This is a genomic window from Marinobacter piscis (assembly GCF_007671655.1).
In the GTDB taxonomy this organism is placed as follows: Bacteria; Pseudomonadota; Gammaproteobacteria; order Pseudomonadales; family Oleiphilaceae; genus Marinobacter; species Marinobacter piscensis.
The window spans coordinates 809,829-829,050 of record NZ_VCGX01000002.1 but is presented as its reverse complement, the minus strand read 5'-3'; the positions used below and the strand labels follow the sequence as shown (position 1 = coordinate 829,050).

Genomic DNA, 19,222 nt, shown 5'->3' with positions numbered 1-19,222 from the left:
GAGGGGTTCCGCCAGAATGAGCGTTGATACAGCCGATAACAGCACAGTACGGGCAGATGGTCAGCACAACAGCCTGCTGGTGGCGCAACTGCGGGAGCAGTTTGGTGGCCAGCTATTACATGAGCAGGGCACGTTGACCGGCATGCCTGTGTTGTGGGTGAGTCGGGGCGCTCTGGTGGATGTGCTGACAACCCTGCGCCAGCTGCCTGAGCATCCTTTTGAGATGCTGTTTGATCTGTCGGCTATCGATGAGCGCCTGCGCAGCCGCCGCCACGGTTTACCCGAGTCGGACTTTACGGTTTTCTACCAACTGCTGTCAGTGTCCGGCAACCGCGATATTCTGCTTAAGGTAGCGCTTTCCGAGCGCGACCTGTCACTGCCTACTGTTACCCCGGTTTATCGCAATGCCAACTGGTATGAGCGCGAAGTCTGGGATATGTACGGCGTTCGTTTTGAGGGTCACCCCAACCTGTCCCGTATTCTGATGCCGCCTACCTGGAACGGGCATCCGCTGCGCAAGGATCACCACGCCCGGGCAACGGAAGTCGACCCCTACGAAATGACGGTGGAAAGCCAGGAGCGTGAGCAGGAGGCCATGCAGTTCCAGCCTGAAGACTGGGGCATGCAGCGCCAGAGCGAAAGCACTGAGTTCATGTTTCTCAACCTGGGCCCCAACCACCCCTCGGCCCACGGTGCCTTCCGAATTGTCCTACAGCTTGATGGTGAAGAGATTATCGACTGCGTGCCGGATATTGGCTATCACCATCGCGGTGCGGAGAAAATGGCCGAGCGCCAGTCCTGGCACAGCTTCATTCCTTACACTGACCGCATCGATTACGTGGGCGGCGTGATGAACAACCTTCCTTATGTAATGGCGGTGGAGAAACTGGCTGGTATAGAAGTAACCGCACGTATCCAGACAGTGCGGGTGATGATGTCGGAGCTGTTTCGCATTACCAGCCATTTGCTGTTTCTGGGCACTTATTTGCAGGACCTGGGCGCCATGTCGCCGGTGTTTTATACCTTCACCGATCGCCAGAAGGGCTATGAGGTGATTGAGGCCATCACCGGTTTCCGGATGCACCCGGCCTGGTTTCGCATTGGCGGGCTGATGCAGGACCTGCCCAAGGGTTGGGACAAGCTGGTGCAGGGTTTTGTTGACTGGATGCCAGCCCGGCTCAACGAGTACGAAAAAGTGATGATGGAAAACTCCATGGTCCGGGACCGGACCCGGCACATTGCCGCGTTTGATACCGCCAATGCTCTGGACTGGGGCGTAACCGGGCCTAACCTGCGGGCCACCGGCTGTGACTTCGACCTGCGTAAGCAACGCCCGTATTCCGGTTACGAGAATTTCGATTTCGAGGTACCCCTGGGCAGCAACGGCGATGCGTTTGATCGCGGCCAGCTGCGTATCGAAGAAATGCGCCAGAGTGTGAAAATCCTGCAGCAGTGTGTGAACAACATGCCCGAAGGTGATTATAAAGCGGACCACCCGCTCACCACGCCGCCACCGCGGGAGCGCATGCTTGAACACATAGAAACCCTGATCACCCACTTTTTACAGGTGTCCTGGGGGCCGGTGCTGCCCGCCAATGAGTCCTTGCAGATGGTTGAGGCTACCAAGGGTATCAACAGTTATTACCTGACCAGTGATGGCAGCACCATGAGCTACCGCACGCGCATTCGTACGCCGAGCTTTCCGCACCTGCAACAGATACCGGATCTGATGCGCGGCGGGTTTGTGCCGGATCTGATTGCGCACCTGGGCAGTCTCGATTTTGTAATGGCGGATGTGGATCGTTAATTATGGCGGATACAAGTCTGGCTCGTCGTATCGCCACTGACGGCGATGGTTTTGAACTGCATGCAGAGGACAGGCAGGCGATGCTCACCGAACGTGCACATTATGAGCAACCCCAGGCCGCGTGCATCGAGGCACTTAAAATTGTACAGCGCCGCCACGGCTGGGTGCCCGACGGGGCGATTGTTGCCATTGCTGAGACACTCGGGGTAGGGGCCGGAGACGTGGAAGGCGTGGCGACGTTCTACAGCCTGATTTTTCGTCAGCCGGTGGGGCGCCATGTCATTTTGCTGTGTGACAGCAGTTCCTGTTTTCTGACGGGCTACGAGGCGTTGAGCGAAGCGCTCCGGGAGCGGCTGGGGATTGGCTATGGGCAGACCACAGAGGATGGTCGTTTTACCCTGCTGCCGGTGTGTTGTCTGGGGGCCTGCGACCGGGGCCCGGCGATGATGATTAACGACGATACCTTTGGCCCGATTGCGGCAGAGGATCTGGATGAACTTCTGGAGGCGTATCCATGAGTGCGATACCGGATACATCGCGTTTGCGTTATCACTGTCAGTTGCGCCAGAGCGCTGATGAGCGCCGCGCCGAAACGCACCCGCTGACCTGGCGGCTGCGGGACGATGGAACGTGTATCCAGCTTGACGAGTATCGTGACAAGCAGGGGTATGAGGCCGCCCTTCGTACCCTTGAGCAGCGTTCGCCGGATGATGTGATAAGCGCCATGAAAGAGGCAAATGTACGAGGCCGGGGCGGTGGCGGCTTTTCTGCAGGCCTGAAATGGAGCCTGACTCAGGTGGGGGACCACCTGCCCCGTGGCTATCTTGTCTGCAACGCCGATGAAATGGAGCCGGGCACGTTCAAAGACCGGTTATTGCTGGAGCAGCAGCCACACCTGTTGATTGAAGGCATGATTATCGCCGGCTATGCCAACCGCTCCTGTTACGGCTATATCTTTCTGCGTGGCGAGTATAAAGAGGCTGCCCGCTCACTTGCACAGGCCATTGAGGAAGCTCAGCAGGCAGGGCTGCTGGGGCGCAATATTGCCGGTAGTGGTTTTGATTTTGATATTGCGTTGCATACGGGTGCCGGGCGCTACATCTGTGGTGAAGAAACCGCGCTGATCAACTCGTTGGAAGGCAAACGGGCCAACCCCAGAGCCAAGCCGCCATTTCCAGGCCAGGCGGGTGCCTGGGGCAAACCTACCGTTGTGAATAACGTTGAAACCCTGTGTAACGCGCCGGGTGTTATGCAGCATGGCGTTGACTGGTACCAGGGGCTTTCCGGTGGTTTAAGCAACGATGGCGGCACCAAGCTTTATGGCGTATCCGGACTGGTGAATCGTCCCGGGCTCTGGGAGCTGCCTATTGGTACCCCGGGCCGGGAAATTCTTGACCGGGCCGGTGGCATGCGCGATGGCCATACCCTGAAAGCCTGGCTGCCCGGTGGCGGCAGTACCGGCTTTCTGTTGCCGGAACATCTTGATCTGCCCCTAGACTTCGACACCATTGGTCAGTACGGCAGCCGTCTGGGTACAGGGCTGCTTGCGGTGGTGAGCGACCGCCAGAGCATAGTGTCTTTGCTGCGCAATCTGGAGCAGTTCTTTGCCCGGGAATCCTGTGGCTGGTGTACGCCCTGCCGTGATGGCCTTCCGTGGACCGCCAAGCTTTTGCAGGCGCTTGAGCGCGGAGAAGGCAAGCCGGAGTATATTGACATACTTGAGCAGCACACCCTGGGGCTGAATCCGCCGCGCACCTTCTGCGCCCATGCACCCGGGGCGATGATGCCGCTGGAGTCCGGACTCCGGCATTTTCGTCCCGAGCTTGAAGCCGGTATTGCCCAGGCATCAATGGAAGGGGTGAGCTGATGGCGACGATTTATGTGGACGGTAGAGACTACGAAGTAGACGGGGCTGACAACCTGCTGCACGCCTGCCTGTCGCTGGGGCTGGATATTCCGTATTTCTGCTGGCACCCGGCCATGGACAGTATTGGTGCCTGCCGGCAATGTGCTGTTAAACAGTACCGGGATGAGAACGACACTCAGGGCAAGATTGTGATGTCCTGCATGACCCCCGCGACAGACAACAGCTGGATTTCCATCGACGACGAAGAGGCCAGAACCTTCCGGGCCGCCGTGGTGGAGTGGCTGATGACATACCATCCCCATGACTGCCCTGTGTGTGAGGAAGGGGGGCACTGCCATCTTCAGGACATGACGGTGATGACCGGCCACGACCGGCGCCGTTACGATTTTCGTAAACGCACGCATCGTAACCAGTACCTGGGGCCGTTCCTGGCCCATGAGATGAACCGCTGCATCAACTGTTACCGCTGTGTCCGGTTTTATAACGATTACGCCGGCGGCGAGGATCTGGGGGTATTCGGAGCCAATAATAATCTGTATTTCGGGCGCCACCAGGAAGGCGTTCTGGAAAGCCCGTTTTCCGGGAACCTCAGTGAAGTCTGCCCCACCGGGGTATTTACCGATCAAACTCATTCCGAACGCTATGTGCGTAAGTGGGACATGCTGTTTGCGCCCAGTGTCTGCCACCAGTGCGCGGTGGGCTGCAACATCAGCCCGGGGGAGCGTTATGGGGAAATCCGCCGTATCGAGAACCGCTATAACGGTGAGGTGAACCGCTATTTTCTCTGTGATCGTGGACGTTTTGGCTATGGCTATGTGAACCGCACCGACCGGCCGCGCCAGCCGGAATGGCGCAATGACGGACGGGACGGGCAAGCGGATGAGCGTGTACTGCTTGAAGTGGACCCGGCACTGGACCGGGGTGCCGATTTTCTGCGCAGCGCCAGGCGGGTCATCGGTATTGGGTCGCCCCGGGCCAGTCTGGAGAGCAACCATCAGCTGATGGAGCTGGTGGGCCGGAATAACTTTGTCAGTGGTATCAATGCGGCCGAACAGGCCTGCCTTGAGCGCATGGCTGAACTGGAAGCCACCTGCGGGTTGCCCGTGCCCACACCGCGTGAGGTGGAGTCCCACGACGCCGTACTGGTGCTGGGGGAAGACCTGTTACACAGCGCAGCGCGTCTGGCACTGTCAGTACGCCAGGCGGCGCTGGCCCGGCGCAACGATCTTGCAGAGGAACGGGGCATTCCGGTGTGGAACGCGGAAGCGGTGAAAACCCTCGCCCAGGACAGCCGGCACCCATTGTACATCGCCTGGCCGACGGCCACCGGCCTTGATGACATCAGTGCCGGTCACTGGCAACTGGCTCCTGCTGACATTGCCCGCCTGGGCTTTGCCATTGCCCACGCCATCGACGCCAACGCACCGCCGGTGCCAGACCTTGAGGCACCTCTGGCTGAAGCAGCGAAGGCGGTGGCAAGTCAGTTACTGGCGGCCGACAAGCCGCTGGTGATCAGCGGTGGCTCGTTGCAGTCAACCGCGGTACTGGATGCTGCGGGCAGCATTGCCCGGGCATTGTCGCGGCGTAGCAGCCGGGCCGGCCTTATGTTGATACGTAGGGAAGCCAACAGCACCGGCCTCGCCATGCTGGGTGGCCAGCCACTGGAGTGGGCCATGGCGGAGATAGAAGAGGGCCGTGCCGACGCCTTGGTCGTATTGGAAAATGATCTTTATTCCCGCTTGCCAGAGGCGCGGGTTGATGCGGCGTTACAGCGGCTGTCCGGGATGGTGGTGCTGGATCACCAGCGCACCCGTACCTGGGAGCAGGGTGTACTGGGGTTGCCCGCGGCCAGCTTTGCGGAGGCCGATGGTACTCTGGTTAATCTGGAAGGCCGTGCTCAGCGGTTTTTCCAGGTTTACGACCCCCGCTATCTGCGCCCCGAGTCCCGCATCCATGAAAGCTGGCGTTGGCTGCATGCATTGCGCATCAGCCTGGTCCGCGGCGAGAGCAGCCCCATCACACTGGATGAAGCGACGGAGGCCTGTGCCCGGAATCATCCGCAGTTGGCTGACATTATTGCCGCAGCCCCGGGGGCGGATTATCGCGTTGAGGGTGTCAAGCTGGCCCGGGCACCACATCGCTACAGCGGGCGCACGTCTCAGCGGGCAAATCTTTCGGTAAGCGAACCGCGCACACCCCCGGACCCGGACACCCCTCTGAGCTTTTCAATGGAAGGCTACAGCGGGTTCAGTCCACCCCGTATGGAGGTGCCGTTTGCCTGGGCGCCCGGCTGGAACTCCCATCAGGCCTGGAACAAATACACGGATCAGGTGGGCGGACACTTACAGGGCGGTGATCCGGGTGTACGCCTGGTTGCGCCCCGTCCCGGGAATTTTGACTACGTTCAGAATATTCCATCGGCGTTTGAGCCGATCCCTGACCGCTGGCAGTTGTGGGTGTTGCCGAGACTGTTCGGCGGTGAAGAAACCTCTGCCCGCGCCGGGCCGATTGTGGAGCGTGCGTCCGCACCGGGCGAGATACCGAGTGTGGGATTGTGCGCAGACGATGCCGCCCGGCTTGGCGTAGAGCAGGGCGCAACACTGACGCTGGAGTCGGAGCATGCCCGTCTGACCTTGCCGTTGCGTTGTGATCTGCAGTTGCCCAGGGGTGTTGTGACCCTGCCCGCCGGACTGACCTGCGAGTTCAGCAGTGGCGACTGGGTAAGACTTCAGAGCGATGAGCTTCATCAGGAGGTGCGCGGATGAGCCAGATGTTAGCGAATCTGCGCCCGGAGTGGCTGACCCCGGCGGTGATGGACATTTTTGTCGCCATGCTGCAGGCATTGGTGATTCTGCTGGCGGCGGTGTTGGTGGGCGCAATACTGACGGTAATCGAGCGTCGCCTGCTGGGCTGGTGGCAGGATCGTTATGGTCCGAACCGGGTGGGCCCCTTCGGCTCGCTCCAGCTGATTGCCGACATGATCAAGATATTTTTCAAGGAAGACTGGATTCCGCCCTTTGCCGATAAAACGCTGTTCGTGCTGGCGCCGGCGATTGCCATGGCCTCGTTGCTGTTGTCGTTCATGATTATTCCCATTACCCCGGGCTGGGGCGTCGCCGACTGGAACATCGGGTTGCTGTTTTTTCTCGCCATGGGGGGCATCAACGTTTATTCCGTGCTCCTGGGTGGCTGGGCCAGCGCCAATAAGTATGCCCTGATCGGGGCCATGCGCTCGTCGGCACAAACCATTTCCTATGAGGTGTTCATGGGCCTGTCGCTGATGGGCGTTGTTGCCATGGCTGGCTCATTCAACCTGCGCGACATTGTCAATGCCCAGCAGGGGCTGTGGTTTATCGTGCCCCAGTTTCTGGGCTTCTGTAACTTCCTGATTGCCGGTTTCGCCGTGGTACACCGGCATCCTTTTGATCAGCCAGAAGCCGAACAGGAGCTGGCCGATGGCTACCACATTGAATATTCATCGATGAAGTTCGGCATGTTTTTTATCGGTGAATACGTGGGCATGCTGCTGATTTCGGCGCTGGTCGCCACGCTGTTTTTGGGTGGCTGGCACGGGCCCTGGTTGCCACCTATCGTCTGGTTTGCCATCAAAACCGGTGTGTTCCTGGCGCTGTTTATTCTGGTGCGGGCAGCCTTGCCAAGGCCCCGTTATGACCGGGTGATGACCTTTGGTTGGGTGGTGTGTCTGCCACTCACGCTGATCAACCTGTTGGTCACCGGCGCTGTGATTCTGCTGGTCGCGCCTGGCTGAGAGCATTCGCAACGATCCTGAACAAGGAGCTACGGCTATGTACAAAGGGCTTTTGAAAGGTACCTGGTCGCAATTACGTACTCTGGGCATGGTTTTCATGCACGGTTTCCGTAAGCGGGAAACCCTGAATTATCCGGAAGAGGAGGTATACCTGTCGCCCCGTTACCGGGGGCGCATTGTGCTCACCCGGGACCCGGACGGCGAAGAGCGCTGTGTGGCCTGCAACCTGTGTGCTGTGGCGTGCCCTGTGGACTGCATCTCGCTGCAGAAGGGGGAACAGGAGGATGGCCGCTGGTATCCGGAGTTTTTCCGCATCAATTTTTCCCGCTGCATCTTTTGCGGCATGTGTGAAGAAGCCTGCCCGACGTCGGCCATTCAGCTGACGCCGGACTTCGAGATGGGGGAGTACGATCGCCAGGAACTGGTGTACGAAAAGGAAGACTTGCTGATTAATGGCCCCGGCAAGGATCACAACTACAATTTTTACAAGGTGGCGGGGCTTGCCATCGCCGGTAAAGACAAGGGTAAGGCAGAGGCTGAGGAAGAGCCGATCAATGTTACTTCGCTGCTTCCCTGACGTTACTTTTGCGCCGAAGGGACGTAAAGGAGACAAGTATGGAGTTCGCGTTTTATCTGAGTGGACTGGTGGCGGTGCTGGCAACGCTGGGTGTTATCAGTAACCCCAATCCTGTGCATGGGGTTCTGTATCTGGTGGTGTCGCTGGTCGCCGTAGCCATGGTGTTTTTTGCTCTGGGCGCGCCGTTTGCGGGGGCTCTGGAAATTATTGTCTACGCCGGGGCAATCATGGTGCTGTTTGTATTCGTGGTGATGATGCTGAACCTGGGCCAGGCAGCGGTTGCGCAGGAGCGGGCCTGGTTGCGGCCGCGCACCTGGCTGGGGCCATCGCTGCTGGCAGCCGTATTATTACTGACTTTGATCGGCACGTTGTGGCTGGGCGACGGCGGGATGCTGGTGCAGGGAGAAATACTGCGGGCCCGGCAGGTGGGCATCATTTTGTTCGGCCCCTGGCTGCTGGTGGTGGAGCTGAGTGCACTGTTGTTGCTGGCGGCCCTGGTCACTGCGTCTCACGTCGGGCGGCAACGCCAGCAGAGTCCGGATTCAACAGCGAACCGGGAGGTGTCATGAGCGGTATACCCATGGAGCACGGCCTGGTGCTTGCAGCTATATTGTTTGCGCTGGGGCTGACGGGCCTGATGATCCGGCGCAACATGATTTTTGTGCTGATGAGCCTTGAGATCATGCTCAACGCCGCCGGTCTGGCGTTTATTGTCGCCGGCACCGGCTGGCAGCAGCCGGAGGGTCAGGCTATGTATCTGCTGGTGATCATGCTGGCCGCGGCAGAGGCGAGTGTGGGGCTGGCGCTGTTGATTCAGCTGCATCGGCGCTTCCGGTCTCTGGACATTGATGCAGTCAGCAGGATGCGGGGGTGATGCCTTGTTGTTACCACTAACCTTTATGCTTCCCCTGGCCGGAACCCTGATTCTGGCGTTTTCCCGGGGCACTCTTGGTTACCGGGCCAGCGCTGTGGTGGGGGTTGGCAGTGTGGGCCTGGCGGCACTGGTCACTGCCCTGCTGGTGTCGGGTTTTGACGCCAACAGCCCGGCGCAGGTGGTGACGTTATGGACCTGGATATCCGTAGGGGACTTTCAGCCTGAAATCGGGCTGGCTCTGGACGGGCTGTCTCTGACCATGCTCGGCATTATTACCGGCGTGGGCTTTCTGATTCATTTATTTGCTGCCTGGTATATGCGCGGTGAACAGGGAATTACGCGCTTTTACACCTATATGAACCTGTTTGTGTTCAGCATGGTGCTACTGGTGCTGGGCGACAATCTGTTGCTGCTGTTTCTCGGGTGGGAAGGCGTCGGCATGTGCAGTTACCTGCTGATAGGTTACTACTATCAGAACAGTGCCAACGGCTGGGCCGGTTTCAAGGCGTTTATTATTACTCGCATCGGTGATGTGTTCCTGGCCGTGGGGATGTTTTTGCTGTTCGCTCGTCTTGGTACTTTGAATATTATCGAGATTCTGTCTGTGGCGCCGCAGGTGTGGCGTGCCGGAGATCCTGTAGCAGAGCTGGCCGCATTGCTGTTGCTGGGCGGCGCTGTGGGCAAGTCGGCCCAGCTGCCACTGCACACCTGGCTTGCCGATGCCATGGCGGGCCCGACGCCGGTATCTGCCCTGATTCATGCGGCAACCATGGTCACCGCCGGTGTGTACCTCATTGCCCGTATGCACGGGGTATTTGAACTGGCGCCCACGGCTTTGTACCTCACCGGACTGATTGGGGCGATAACGCTATTGATGGCGGGCTTCGCAGCTCTGGCGCAGACGGACATCAAGCGGGTGCTGGCCTATTCCACCATGAGTCAGATCGGCTATATGTTTCTGGCCCTGGGTGTGGGCGCCTTCGATGCCGCCGTTTTTCACCTCATGACCCATGCGTTCTTCAAGGCGTTGCTGTTCCTGTCTGCCGGAGCGGTGATTGTCAGCTGTCATCACGAGCAGGATATGCGTCGTCTGGGCGGTCTCTGGCGCAAACTGCCTCTGGCCTATCTCGGGTTTGTTGTGGGGGGTGCGGCGCTGGTGGCTCTGCCATTAGTGACCGCGGGCTTCTACAGCAAGGATGAAATACTCTGGCAGGCACTGGCGGCGGATCAAAGCGGACTGCTGGTGGCCGGTCTGGTGGGCGCTTTTCTGACCTCCCTGTATACCCTCAGGTTGATTGTCGGCACATTCCACGGCGATATGCAGAGTGACGGCGCTCGCCAGGCCAAAGCAGGGCAAGGTCTGGCCCACGGGCTGCCGCTGGTGGTTCTGGCGTTACTCTCCACCTTTCTGGGTGCCTGGATTACACCGCCTCTGTCCGGGGTATTGCCTGCCAGCCCCGGTGAAGGCGTGGAAGCAGGGCACACGGCCCTGGAACTGGTGGCATCCGCGACGGCGCTGATCGGCCTTGGGCTGGGGGGCTGGTTGTTTGTGTTCAAACGCGACTGGCTTGCACAGATTACCCGGCAGGGCCTGGGGGCCGGGTTGTGGGCCTGGTGGCGCCTGGCCTGGGGCTTTGACATAGCCTTCGACTGGTTGTTTGTGCGGCCCTGGCGTGGCCTGGTGCACGTGCTGCGGGGGGATATGTTTGATGCCTGCTTTCGTTCCATTGCCCAGGCTCTGCGGCTGGTCCATATCGGGCTGTCCCGGGCGCAGACCGGCAGGTTGCGAAGCTATGCGGCCACCATGGTATTTGGCGCCACATTGATTTTGTTGAGCCTGGTGCTGGTGCTCTAGACGTATACAAGGAGATGCAACGCTTATGATACTGGTGTGGCTGATCGTGATCCCGTTTGTCGGGGGACTTTTATGCTGGCAGATGGAGCGGCTTGGCGACAGGCTAACCCGGGTTGTGGCACTGGTTACCATGCTGGTCGAGTTGTTGATTTCGTTGTGGCTGTGGTTTCGCCTGGAGTTTCAGTTGCCCTCTCTGGATGGTACCGCAGCCCGGTGGGCGCTCGAATTCCGGGTATCCTGGATCGAGCGTTTCGGCATTGATTTTCACCTGGCACTGGATGGCTTATCGCTGGTACTGATTGCACTCACGGCGTTTCTTGGTGTGCTGGCGGTGTTGTGTTCGTGGAACGAAATCGTGCGGCGCATCGGTTTCTTTCACCTTAATCTGCTGTGGATACTGGCCGGTGTTATCGGGGTGTTTCTGGCCATTGACCTCTTCCTGTTCTTCTTCTTCTGGGAACTGATGCTGGTGCCCATGTATTTCCTGATTGCTCTGTGGGGGCACAGTGGCTCCAGGGGCAAGACCCGCATCGGCGCAGCCACCAAGTTCTTTATTTACACCCAGGCCAGCGGGCTGTTGATGCTGACCTCTATTCTGGGGCTGGTGCTTGCGCACCATGCCAGCACAGGAGAGTACTCATTCAGCTATCAGGTGCTGCTGGAGACAACCCTGCCTCCCGCACTTTCCCGCTGGCTGATGCTGGGCTTTTTTATTGCCTTCGCGGTCAAGCTACCGGTGGTGCCGCTGCACGGCTGGCTGCCGGATGCCCACGCCCAGGCGCCCACAGCTGGCAGTGTTGATCTGGCGGGCATTCTGCTTAAAACCGCTGCTTACGGCATGATGCGGTTTGCCTTGCCGCTGTTTCCTGAAGCTTCGCAGGCGTTTGCACCCATGGCCATGGGCCTGGGGCTGCTGGGCATCTATTACGGCGCCGTGCTGGCCTGCAGTCAGCAAAACGTCAAGCGCTTTATTGCCTACACCAGTATTGCGCACATGGGATTTGTACTGATCGGCATTTACTCCGGTTCGACACTGGCGTTGCAGGGGGTGGTGGTGTTGATGCTGGCCCACGCCTTCTCGGCAGCGGGGCTGTTTATTCTCAGTGGGCAACTGTACGAGCGCCTGCATACCCGGGAGCTGAGCGAAATGGGCGGTTTATGGGGGCGCCTGGGCAGTCTGCCCGGATTCTGGCTGTTTTTTATCGCGGCCTCGCTGGGCATACCGGTCACGGCAAATTTTGTGGGCGAGTTCATGGTGCTGTTCGGCACGTTCCCCACGGCGCCCTGGGTGGTGGTTATTGCCAGCGTGGGTCTGGTGCTGGCAGCCATTTATTCACTGATCCTGATGCAGCGAGTGCACTATGGCCCGCCACGCAGTGAAACGCCCCTGAAAGGCCTTGATGTCCGCGAGTTTGTCATGATGCTGAGCATTGTTTTACTGCTGATATGGCTCGGCCTCTACCCGCAGCCACTGCTGGATACAACAGAAGCTGCCATGGGTGGCGTGCAGCAGTTGTTTGAAACCTGATTCCGGAGGCCCGTTGATGTCGTTTGACCTTGTTATCGCATACTCGCCAATGGTTCTGGTGGCCGCAACGGCGGTCACCGCAATGCTTGGTATTGCCTGGCGTCGCGAGCATACGGTGACAGTCGCTGTAAGCGTGCTGGGGCTGATATTGGCACTGATTGCCCAGGTGGTGGCCTGGGGGGTTATTCCGGTTGGTACAGCGCTGCTGGATTTTGACGGACTGGCATTACTGGCGGGGCTTCTGATTCTGGCATCAACCCTGGCGTGCGCCATTTTGTCCCACCGCTACCTCGAAGCGTTTCAGGGAGCGCGCGAGGAGTTTTACGTGCTGTTGCTGTGTGCGGCCGTCGGGGGGCTGGCATTGGCTGCGAGCCGGCATCTGGCCGGATTGTTTATTGGCCTGGAGCTATTGTCCATGCCTCTTTACGGCATGCTGGCCTACGCGTTTAATCAGGAGCGTTCCCTGGAAGCCGGTATCAAGTACCTGATTCTGTCTGCCGCTGCCAGTGCATTTCTTTTATTCGGGATGGCCTTGCTTTATGCCCAGACGGGGGAGATGCAGCTGTCGCTTCTGATGGCCAGCCTCAATGAAGGGTTGGGGCTCTGGGGGCTGGCAGGCATTGGCCTGATGATAGTGGGGCTGGGCTTCAAGCTCTCAGTGGTACCATTTCATTTGTGGACGCCGGATGTGTATGAGGGCGGTCCGGGACCGGCGACGACCTTTCTGGCCACAGCCAGCAAGGTGGCTGTGTTCGCACTGTTATTAAGGATGATGCTTTCAGCACCGTTGGCTCAGGCTGACTGGCTACCTGCTTTGCTGACTGTACTGGCGCTGGCCAGCATGCTGGTGGGTAATCTGCTGGCGCTGACCCAGTCTAACCTGAAGCGCATTCTCGGGTATTCCTCCATCGCACACTTCGGTTACCTGATGATTGTGCTGGTGGTGGCAGAGGGGTTGGCCGCGGAAACAACCGGTGTTTACCTGGTGACTTATGTGCTTAGTACCCTGGCGGCGTTTGGGGTGGTTATCCTGATCTCCGGCAATACCCGTGGTCAGGATGCAGCCGCACTGTATTACTACCGTGGGCTGTTCTGGCGGCGGCCCTATCTGACCGCAGTACTGACGGTTGCCATGCTGTCGCTGGCGGGCATTCCTGCCACCGTCGGTTTCATCGGCAAGTTCTATCTCATCGCCCTCGGCGTGGAAGCCCAGCGCTGGTGGCTGGTAGGTGGCCTTATTCTTGGCAGTGCCATCGGCCTTTACTATTATCTGAGGGTGACGGTTACATTATATCTGGTGGCGCCGGGGGCCAGCCGTCGCGATGCACCGGATGACTGGGGTATGCGCGCCGGGGGACTGGTGGTGGTTATTGTGGCCGGTCTGGTCATTCTGCTTGGAGTGTACCCCGCGCCTATGATCGGGCTGGCCAGAATACTGGCATTCTGATATCAGACGGGCCAATATGGTACCGGCAAGGATGTTTATTTCACGGTGCTCCATCAGGGGAGGTTTAACTATGGCTACACTTAACAAGGTACGTCGCGATCACGCCAACATGGCGCGGCTGCTGTATATTTTGGTGTTGAGGCATCAATCCTTGGCGGATGGTGAGCGTCCGGACTTTCACCTGATGCGTGACATAGTGGACTATATTCTTGACTACATGAATGGCTTTATTAAACCTCTGGAGCGCCTTTACAGTGAACACCAGACAGCCAGGGAGTTCAGGGCTGGTAAAGAAGGCCAGCAGCTGGCCGAGTATTACCAGCATTTGCGGGAACGCCTGAACCTGTTGTCTGAGAATATTGATATGATTCTGAAGGATGTGGTGGTCCCGATGGACCGTTTTGCAGACGACCTGAAAGCCTATCTTGATGCCCACCAGGAGTACCTGCGTGCAGAAAGGGAACTGCTGTTTCCATTCTTCCGGGAGCATCTGACTGAGGAGGAACAGCAGGATCTGCTGAAGTTGTTGCCTGACGGTGCGCAGGAGAACCTGGCACGGCTCAGGGAAGATTACCCTCAATTATACCGTGAGTTCAAAGAAGCACCGTCTCCGTTTGTCTGAACGTATCTTGCGGCCACTCGCTTTGCTTCGGGCCACCTTTATTCTTGCGTTGACAAGTGGGTTTTGATCAATTCTGCTAACTGCTTTGCCGGTTCTGATGGCCGCCCTGCAGGGCGGTGCAGAGCAATTTCCACTGATTGCAGCGCCGGCATACCACTGCGTTCGTCCAGTACTCGTAACTGTGGAGTGATCATGTTTCGGGTAATAACGACGACAGCAAGGCCCGCGGCAACAACCGGCATGAGACCGGTCATGGACTGGCTGGAGTACGCCAGACGCCACTCACGGCCCGCATTTTCCAGTGCCTGTTCGGCGACGTCCCGGAACACATCAGCGCCCGGGGAATACAACGCAAGGGGGATCGGGTCGGTAAGTGATGGCTGGGCGTTAGCGCCGGCCGCCCACATCAATGGCTCCCGCCGTATGACCTCGCCTCCCGGAGAGCGCTCCTGCCGGGTGACCACTGCCAGGTCCATGTCGCCTGCCTTTACATGTTCGATTAACTCGACACTGGAACGGCAAGTCACTTGCAGCTGTACTTCCGGAAATTGCCGGTTGAAATCAGACAGTACCGAAGTCAGAAGAAACGCGTAATCTTCCGGTATGCCCAGGTTCAGCTCGCCTGATATCTGGCTTTGCTGTACATCATTGATTGCTTCGCGGTTAAGCTCAAGCATCTTCCTGGCATGACCCACCAGTTTTTTCCCCTCCGCGGTAAACCGTATGCGTCGGCCAGCTCGCTCGTGCAATGGTACTCCCAGGGCGGTTTCCAGCCGGTTCAGCTGCATGCTCACTGTAGACTGTGTATACGCCAAACGCTCGGCTGCCTCCGTTACTGTGCCCGTATCCGCAATGGTCACCAGCGTGAGGAGCAGGTTCAGATCCAGTACTTGCTTCCTCATATATCAATTCCTGTGATGGTATCTATCAAAACTAATTGATTTTGTGATGAGTGGTTATTGTATAACCTATATGTGTCGAGTCCAATCCACCCACAGAACAGAGGAGTTACAACGATGCATATAATCACTAAACCCGCACGCCCGCTGTATGTCACCATTGTTGCTGCCCTGTTTGCCGTTGTGCTCTGGGCCGGCGCCCCTTTGTTGGTGGATCTGGCGAGTACGGCACCGCCGTTTCAGCTCACCACCATTGCCTTGCTCAGCGGTGTGGTTGCGGCGCTGCCTGCAAGTCTGCGTAAGCGTAGAGGCCGGGCAGAAGAAGCAGACCAGCAGCCGCTTTCCCTGAAGTGGAAACTGGTCATCAATGGCCTGATTCCGCTTTTGATTCTGGGCGCTATTGGTGCTTATCTGACCGGTGTCGGCATGGCACCCACAGCGGAAGCGGCGTTGATTACGTATACCTGGCCGGTCATGTTTATTGTCATGAGTCAGTGGCTTTTCCATGGCCGTTTATCGTTCACCGTATTGTGCGGTGCGCTCACTGCATTTTCCGGCGCGGCGCTGTTGCTGTCACCGGGAACGGGTACCGAGGGGTTTTCCCAGTACGTGATCGGATATGGGCTGGCCTTGCTGGCTGCCTGCTGCTGGGCCCTGTATTCCTGGGTTTGCCAGGCAGCTCCGATAGCCGTTGCACCGATTATGCCCAGGCTGTTTCTTTTAGCAGCGATGGGTTCGGCCATGGCGCACCTGTTAACCGGTAACAGCCTTGGCCTTCCCTCCGGACTTGCGCTCATTGCGGGTATCGGGCTGGGAATGGGCCCCTACGGGCTGGCCATGGTGGCCTGGGATATGGCACTGCGCAGTGGCCCGGCTGCACTGGTGGGCAGTCTGGCCTACGGGGTTCCGGTACTGGCGGCGGCTTTTCTGGTACTGGCCGGGGTTGCGGCTCCGGACTGGCGGATACCTCTTGCCGCGACACTGGTTGTGATTGGCTCTCTTATCGCCTCCCGCAGAACAGGGGCCAGCCACACGAACACTCAGGAGGTTACGGTCGGCTGAAAACGCGGCCACAGGCAAGGTGGCATGGCAGCCCTTGCCTGTGGACCGTATTGGGTCAGCGCTGCATCCGGCGAATGTTGAGCAGCACAGGGCTGCCGGAGGCAGGATCCTGCATGAGGTCGCAGGTGATGCCGTATAATGTTTCAATCAGTTCCGTGGTAATAACATCTGCAGGCGCGCCCGCGCCAATGATCTCACCCCCGCACATAGCGACAACGTTATCCGCGTACCGACAGGCGCTGGGCAGGTCGTGAACCACCATGGCGATGGTTTTGCCCCGGCCGGCAAGGGTTCGGATCAGTTCGAATACTTCTACCTGATGCCCCAGGTCCAGTGCCGATGTGGGTTCATCCAGCAAGAGCAGGGGCGTCTCCTGGGCGATGCTCATGGCGACCCAGGCTCTCTGCCTCTGGCCTCCGGACAGCGTATCCAGTGCGCGGTCAGCCAGCGCCTCAATATCCGCTGCTGCAAGCGCTTGCTCTACGGCACGCTGATCGTCATCGGACCATTGGCTTAGCCAACCCTGGTGCGGGTGCCGGCCAAAGCGGATCAGATCGGTCACTGTAAGTCCTTCCGGGGCGCTGTTGTCCTGGGGCAACAGGGCAAGTTTTTGTGCCACCTGCCGGGCAGGCAGCGTTTGAATATCAGCACCGTTCAGCACCACAGAGCCGTGGCGCGGTTTGTGAATCCGGGCCAGCCCGTTTAACAACGTAGATTTGCCGCAGCCATTAGGGCCGACGATTGCGGTCACACGGCCCGCTGGCAATGCGATGTCCAGTTCTGACAATACCGTGTGATGGCCATGGGCCATTGTAAGATTGCAGGCTGAAAGCGGGGCGTCCAGCCTGAGCGTAGAGGGTACTGTGACGAATTGGTTCATTGGTTAATATCCGACGATTTACGCAGTAAAATCCAGAGCAGGTACGGGCTGCCTGCCAGGGCTGTCACTATACCGACAGGAATCTCAAGCGGTGCCAGTATCAGGCGGCCTGCCAGATCGGATATCACCATGAGTATCGCCCCGGTCAAAGCGGCAGCTGTGAGAGGAACGGTTCCCGGACGGCTGAGCGTACGTGCCATTTCCGGGGCAAGCAGGGCTACCAGACCGATGGGGCCGGCAACAGCCACTGCCAGTCCGGTCAGCAGAATCGAAAGTACCAGGCCTGCCAGCCTGACCCGGCCGGGATGGATGCCGAGACTGATCGTGACGGGCTCAGGTAGTTGCAGGGTAACCAGGGCCCGCTTAAGAGCCAGAGCCAGAGGATAACCAAGGGCAAGCCCGGCTGCGAGTGCCTGAACCGAGCCATCTGTGCGGGCATTCAGGCTGCCGACCGTCCACGGGTAGGCAGCATTGGCATCGTCCAGCGCTACGCTGCTGAGCATAACCTGGGTTATTGCACCGGAAATGGCCCCGATGGCCAGGCCGGCGATAATAAAGCGATAGCCCCGGGTACCGGTGGCGCCCGAGAGCCCGAAGGCCAGTGCGGTTGCAATCGCGGCTCCGGTTAATGCCATAGCCGGCGGCGCAATGCTGATGCCGGTGCCCACTACCGAAGCCACTGCAAACGCTGTCGCCGCATTGTCGATGCCGATGATTCCCGGCGTTGCCAGCCGGTTGCGTGCCAGTGTCTGCATCAGGCAGCCGGCCAGAGCCAGTGCGGCTCCGGTAAGCCCGCCTGCCAGTAACCGTGGCCAGCGTAGTTCTGTCACGACAAAATCATGCATACCTGAGCCATTACCCAACAGCGTTTGCATCAACCCGGATAATGGAATGGTGAGAGTACCGAACGCCAGAGAGGCCAGACTGCAAAAAACCAGCAGGGCTGCCAGGAGAAGATTGACGATAAGTGCCCGCTTTTCTATCAGCAGGCTGAATTGCCGCTGCTGTGCCTGAAGGTGCCAATAGGTACGGGCCGGAGTTGTGCTCATAGGGTCGGAATCCTCCGGGTGCGGATAATTACCAACAGAACAGGTGCGCCCAACAGCGCTGTTATTACGCCCAGAGGCATTTCTGATGGCGCCACCAGTAACCGGGACAGAGTATCCGCTGCAATAATCATGGCCGGGCCTAAAGGAAGGCATAGCCACAGGGTTTTGCGGATGTCTGCGCCACCCAGCGCCCGGGCCACAAACGGCACGACCAGTCCGACAAACATAAGGGGACCGGCCAGAGCGGTGGCGCTGCCGGTCAGTAAGGCCACGGCAATAACCACCCCCAGCTGAACCAGTCCCGGCCTGTGCCCAAGCCCCCGGGCTACCCGTTCACCCAGAGCCAGAGATGCCAGAGGTTTGGCGACAGCAATTACGATAAAGCCGCTGATGACCAGGGTGGGGAGTGTGGTCGTCAGTTGTTCCCAGTTTTTACCTGCAATGCTGCCGGTAATCCAGAAACGGATTTCATCAGCAGCCCGCTGGTCGATAAGCATTATCAGCGATGTCAGTGACATCAGTAACGCGCTTAGCGTAGCGCCCGCCAGAACCAGTCGCACCGGATCCTGCCCCACACCCTGAATGCGGGTTGCCAGAATAACCAGTCCACAGCCGGCCAGTGCACCTGCCTGTGATACCAGTGTTGTAAGTGTGGCTGTACTGGCACCGGCGAGAATCGCCAGCGATACAGCAAAGGCACTACCGGCGCTGACGCCCAGCAGCCCGGGTTCGGCCAGAGGGTTGCGGGTCAGGGTTTGCAGCAGAGCGCCGGCAACACCGAGTGCCAGACCGGTCACCAGACCAATGGCCAGCCGTGGCAGGCGGAGTTCCAGCACAATAAAGCGGGCCTCCTCTGTTCCCTGGCCGGCCAGAACTGCAAACGCCTGTCTGAGCTCCAGAGTACCGGCACCGAACAAGAGGGAGGTCAGACCCACCAAACCCAGAAGTATCCAGGCAGGCCAATAGTAGGGGGTGGATTTCATAGG

The 19,222-nt window shown here is 58.8% G+C and carries 17 protein-coding genes; 13 read left to right on the top strand and 4 right to left on the bottom strand.

The features are described 5' to 3' along the window. Nucleotides 1–16: 16 nt before the first annotated feature. From nuoC to FFI95_RS09470, 12 genes are all read left to right on the top strand, one after another. The gene (gene nuoC / locus FFI95_RS09525; RefSeq protein ID WP_144822167.1) at nucleotides 17–1,807 is read left to right on the top strand and encodes an NADH-quinone oxidoreductase subunit C/D; all 1,791 of its coding nucleotides are present in this window, start codon (nucleotides 17–19) and stop codon (nucleotides 1,805–1,807) included. Between the two features lie 2 nt (nucleotides 1,808–1,809). After that, nucleotides 1,810–2,325, top strand: coding sequence for an NADH-quinone oxidoreductase subunit NuoE (nuoE, locus tag FFI95_RS09520; RefSeq protein ID WP_144822166.1), 516 nt, complete (start codon nucleotides 1,810–1,812; stop codon nucleotides 2,323–2,325). Beyond that, nucleotides 2,322–3,674 (top strand): NADH-quinone oxidoreductase subunit NuoF, encoded by a 1,353-nt coding sequence (gene nuoF, locus FFI95_RS09515; protein WP_144822165.1) that lies wholly within the window; start codon nucleotides 2,322–2,324, stop codon nucleotides 3,672–3,674. Before nuoE ends, nuoF begins: the two co-directional genes overlap by 4 nt. Continuing rightward, nucleotides 3,674–6,439, top strand: coding sequence for an NADH-quinone oxidoreductase subunit NuoG (gene nuoG, locus FFI95_RS09510; protein WP_144822164.1), 2,766 nt, complete (start codon nucleotides 3,674–3,676; stop codon nucleotides 6,437–6,439). Before nuoF ends, nuoG begins: the two co-directional genes overlap by 1 nt. Nucleotides 6,440–6,444: 5 nt before the next feature. Further along, nucleotides 6,445–7,443: an NADH-quinone oxidoreductase subunit NuoH gene (gene nuoH, locus FFI95_RS09505; RefSeq protein WP_144822453.1), complete on the top strand. Its 999-nt coding sequence runs from the start codon at nucleotides 6,445–6,447 to the stop codon at nucleotides 7,441–7,443. A 37-nt stretch (nucleotides 7,444–7,480) separates the two neighbouring features. Continuing rightward, nucleotides 7,481–8,020 (top strand): NADH-quinone oxidoreductase subunit NuoI, encoded by a 540-nt coding sequence (gene nuoI / locus FFI95_RS09500; RefSeq protein WP_144822163.1) that lies wholly within the window; start codon nucleotides 7,481–7,483, stop codon nucleotides 8,018–8,020. A gap of 38 nt (nucleotides 8,021–8,058) precedes the next feature. Then, a complete protein-coding gene (gene nuoJ / locus FFI95_RS09495; RefSeq protein WP_144822162.1) occupies nucleotides 8,059–8,589 on the top strand; it encodes an NADH-quinone oxidoreductase subunit J in 531 nt (176 codons plus the stop codon). Then, entirely contained in the window at nucleotides 8,586–8,894 is a 309-nt protein-coding gene (gene nuoK, locus FFI95_RS09490; RefSeq protein WP_144822161.1) for an NADH-quinone oxidoreductase subunit NuoK, read from the top strand. Before nuoJ ends, nuoK begins: the two co-directional genes overlap by 4 nt. Further along, nucleotides 8,869–10,749, top strand: a complete 1,881-nt coding sequence (nuoL, locus tag FFI95_RS09485) for an NADH-quinone oxidoreductase subunit L (protein WP_144822160.1) — start codon at nucleotides 8,869–8,871, stop codon at nucleotides 10,747–10,749. The genes nuoK and nuoL overlap by 26 nt, the downstream gene beginning before the upstream one ends. 25 nt (nucleotides 10,750–10,774) lie before the next feature. Further along, nucleotides 10,775–12,277: an NADH-quinone oxidoreductase subunit M gene (nuoM, locus tag FFI95_RS09480; protein ID WP_144822159.1), complete on the top strand. Its 1,503-nt coding sequence runs from the start codon at nucleotides 10,775–10,777 to the stop codon at nucleotides 12,275–12,277. A gap of 16 nt (nucleotides 12,278–12,293) precedes the next feature. Then, nucleotides 12,294–13,724: an NADH-quinone oxidoreductase subunit NuoN gene (gene nuoN / locus FFI95_RS09475; RefSeq protein ID WP_144822158.1), complete on the top strand. Its 1,431-nt coding sequence runs from the start codon at nucleotides 12,294–12,296 to the stop codon at nucleotides 13,722–13,724. Between the two features lie 70 nt (nucleotides 13,725–13,794). After that, the gene (locus FFI95_RS09470; RefSeq protein ID WP_144822157.1) at nucleotides 13,795–14,346 is read left to right on the top strand and encodes a hemerythrin domain-containing protein; all 552 of its coding nucleotides are present in this window, start codon (nucleotides 13,795–13,797) and stop codon (nucleotides 14,344–14,346) included. A 38-nt stretch (nucleotides 14,347–14,384) separates the two neighbouring features. Here the strand turns inward: FFI95_RS09470 and FFI95_RS09465 are convergent, their stop codons facing one another. Beyond that, the gene (locus FFI95_RS09465) at nucleotides 14,385–15,248 is read right to left on the bottom strand and encodes a LysR substrate-binding domain-containing protein (protein WP_144822156.1); all 864 of its coding nucleotides are present in this window, start codon (nucleotides 15,246–15,248) and stop codon (nucleotides 14,385–14,387) included. A 114-nt stretch (nucleotides 15,249–15,362) separates the two neighbouring features. Here FFI95_RS09465 and FFI95_RS09460 point away from each other — a divergent pair, with 114 nt between their 5' ends. Continuing rightward, complete coding sequence (locus tag FFI95_RS09460; RefSeq protein ID WP_144822155.1) at nucleotides 15,363–16,307, top strand: DMT family transporter; 945 nt, start codon at nucleotides 15,363–15,365, stop codon at nucleotides 16,305–16,307. A gap of 55 nt (nucleotides 16,308–16,362) precedes the next feature. Here the strand turns inward: FFI95_RS09460 and FFI95_RS09455 are convergent, their stop codons facing one another. From FFI95_RS09455 to FFI95_RS09445, 3 genes are read right to left on the bottom strand one after another with little or no spacing between them, the layout of a single operon-like run. Next, on the bottom strand, nucleotides 16,363–17,187 hold the full coding sequence (locus FFI95_RS09455; protein ID WP_144822154.1) for an ABC transporter ATP-binding protein: 825 nt from the start codon (nucleotides 17,185–17,187) through the stop codon (nucleotides 16,363–16,365). After that, on the bottom strand, nucleotides 17,184–18,236 hold the full coding sequence (locus FFI95_RS09450) for a FecCD family ABC transporter permease (RefSeq protein WP_186311988.1): 1,053 nt from the start codon (nucleotides 18,234–18,236) through the stop codon (nucleotides 17,184–17,186). The genes FFI95_RS09455 and FFI95_RS09450 overlap by 4 nt, the downstream gene beginning before the upstream one ends. Beyond that, on the bottom strand, nucleotides 18,233–19,219 hold the full coding sequence (locus FFI95_RS09445; protein ID WP_144822153.1) for a FecCD family ABC transporter permease: 987 nt from the start codon (nucleotides 19,217–19,219) through the stop codon (nucleotides 18,233–18,235). The genes FFI95_RS09450 and FFI95_RS09445 overlap by 4 nt, the downstream gene beginning before the upstream one ends. Between the last annotated feature and the right edge of the window lie 3 nt (nucleotides 19,220–19,222).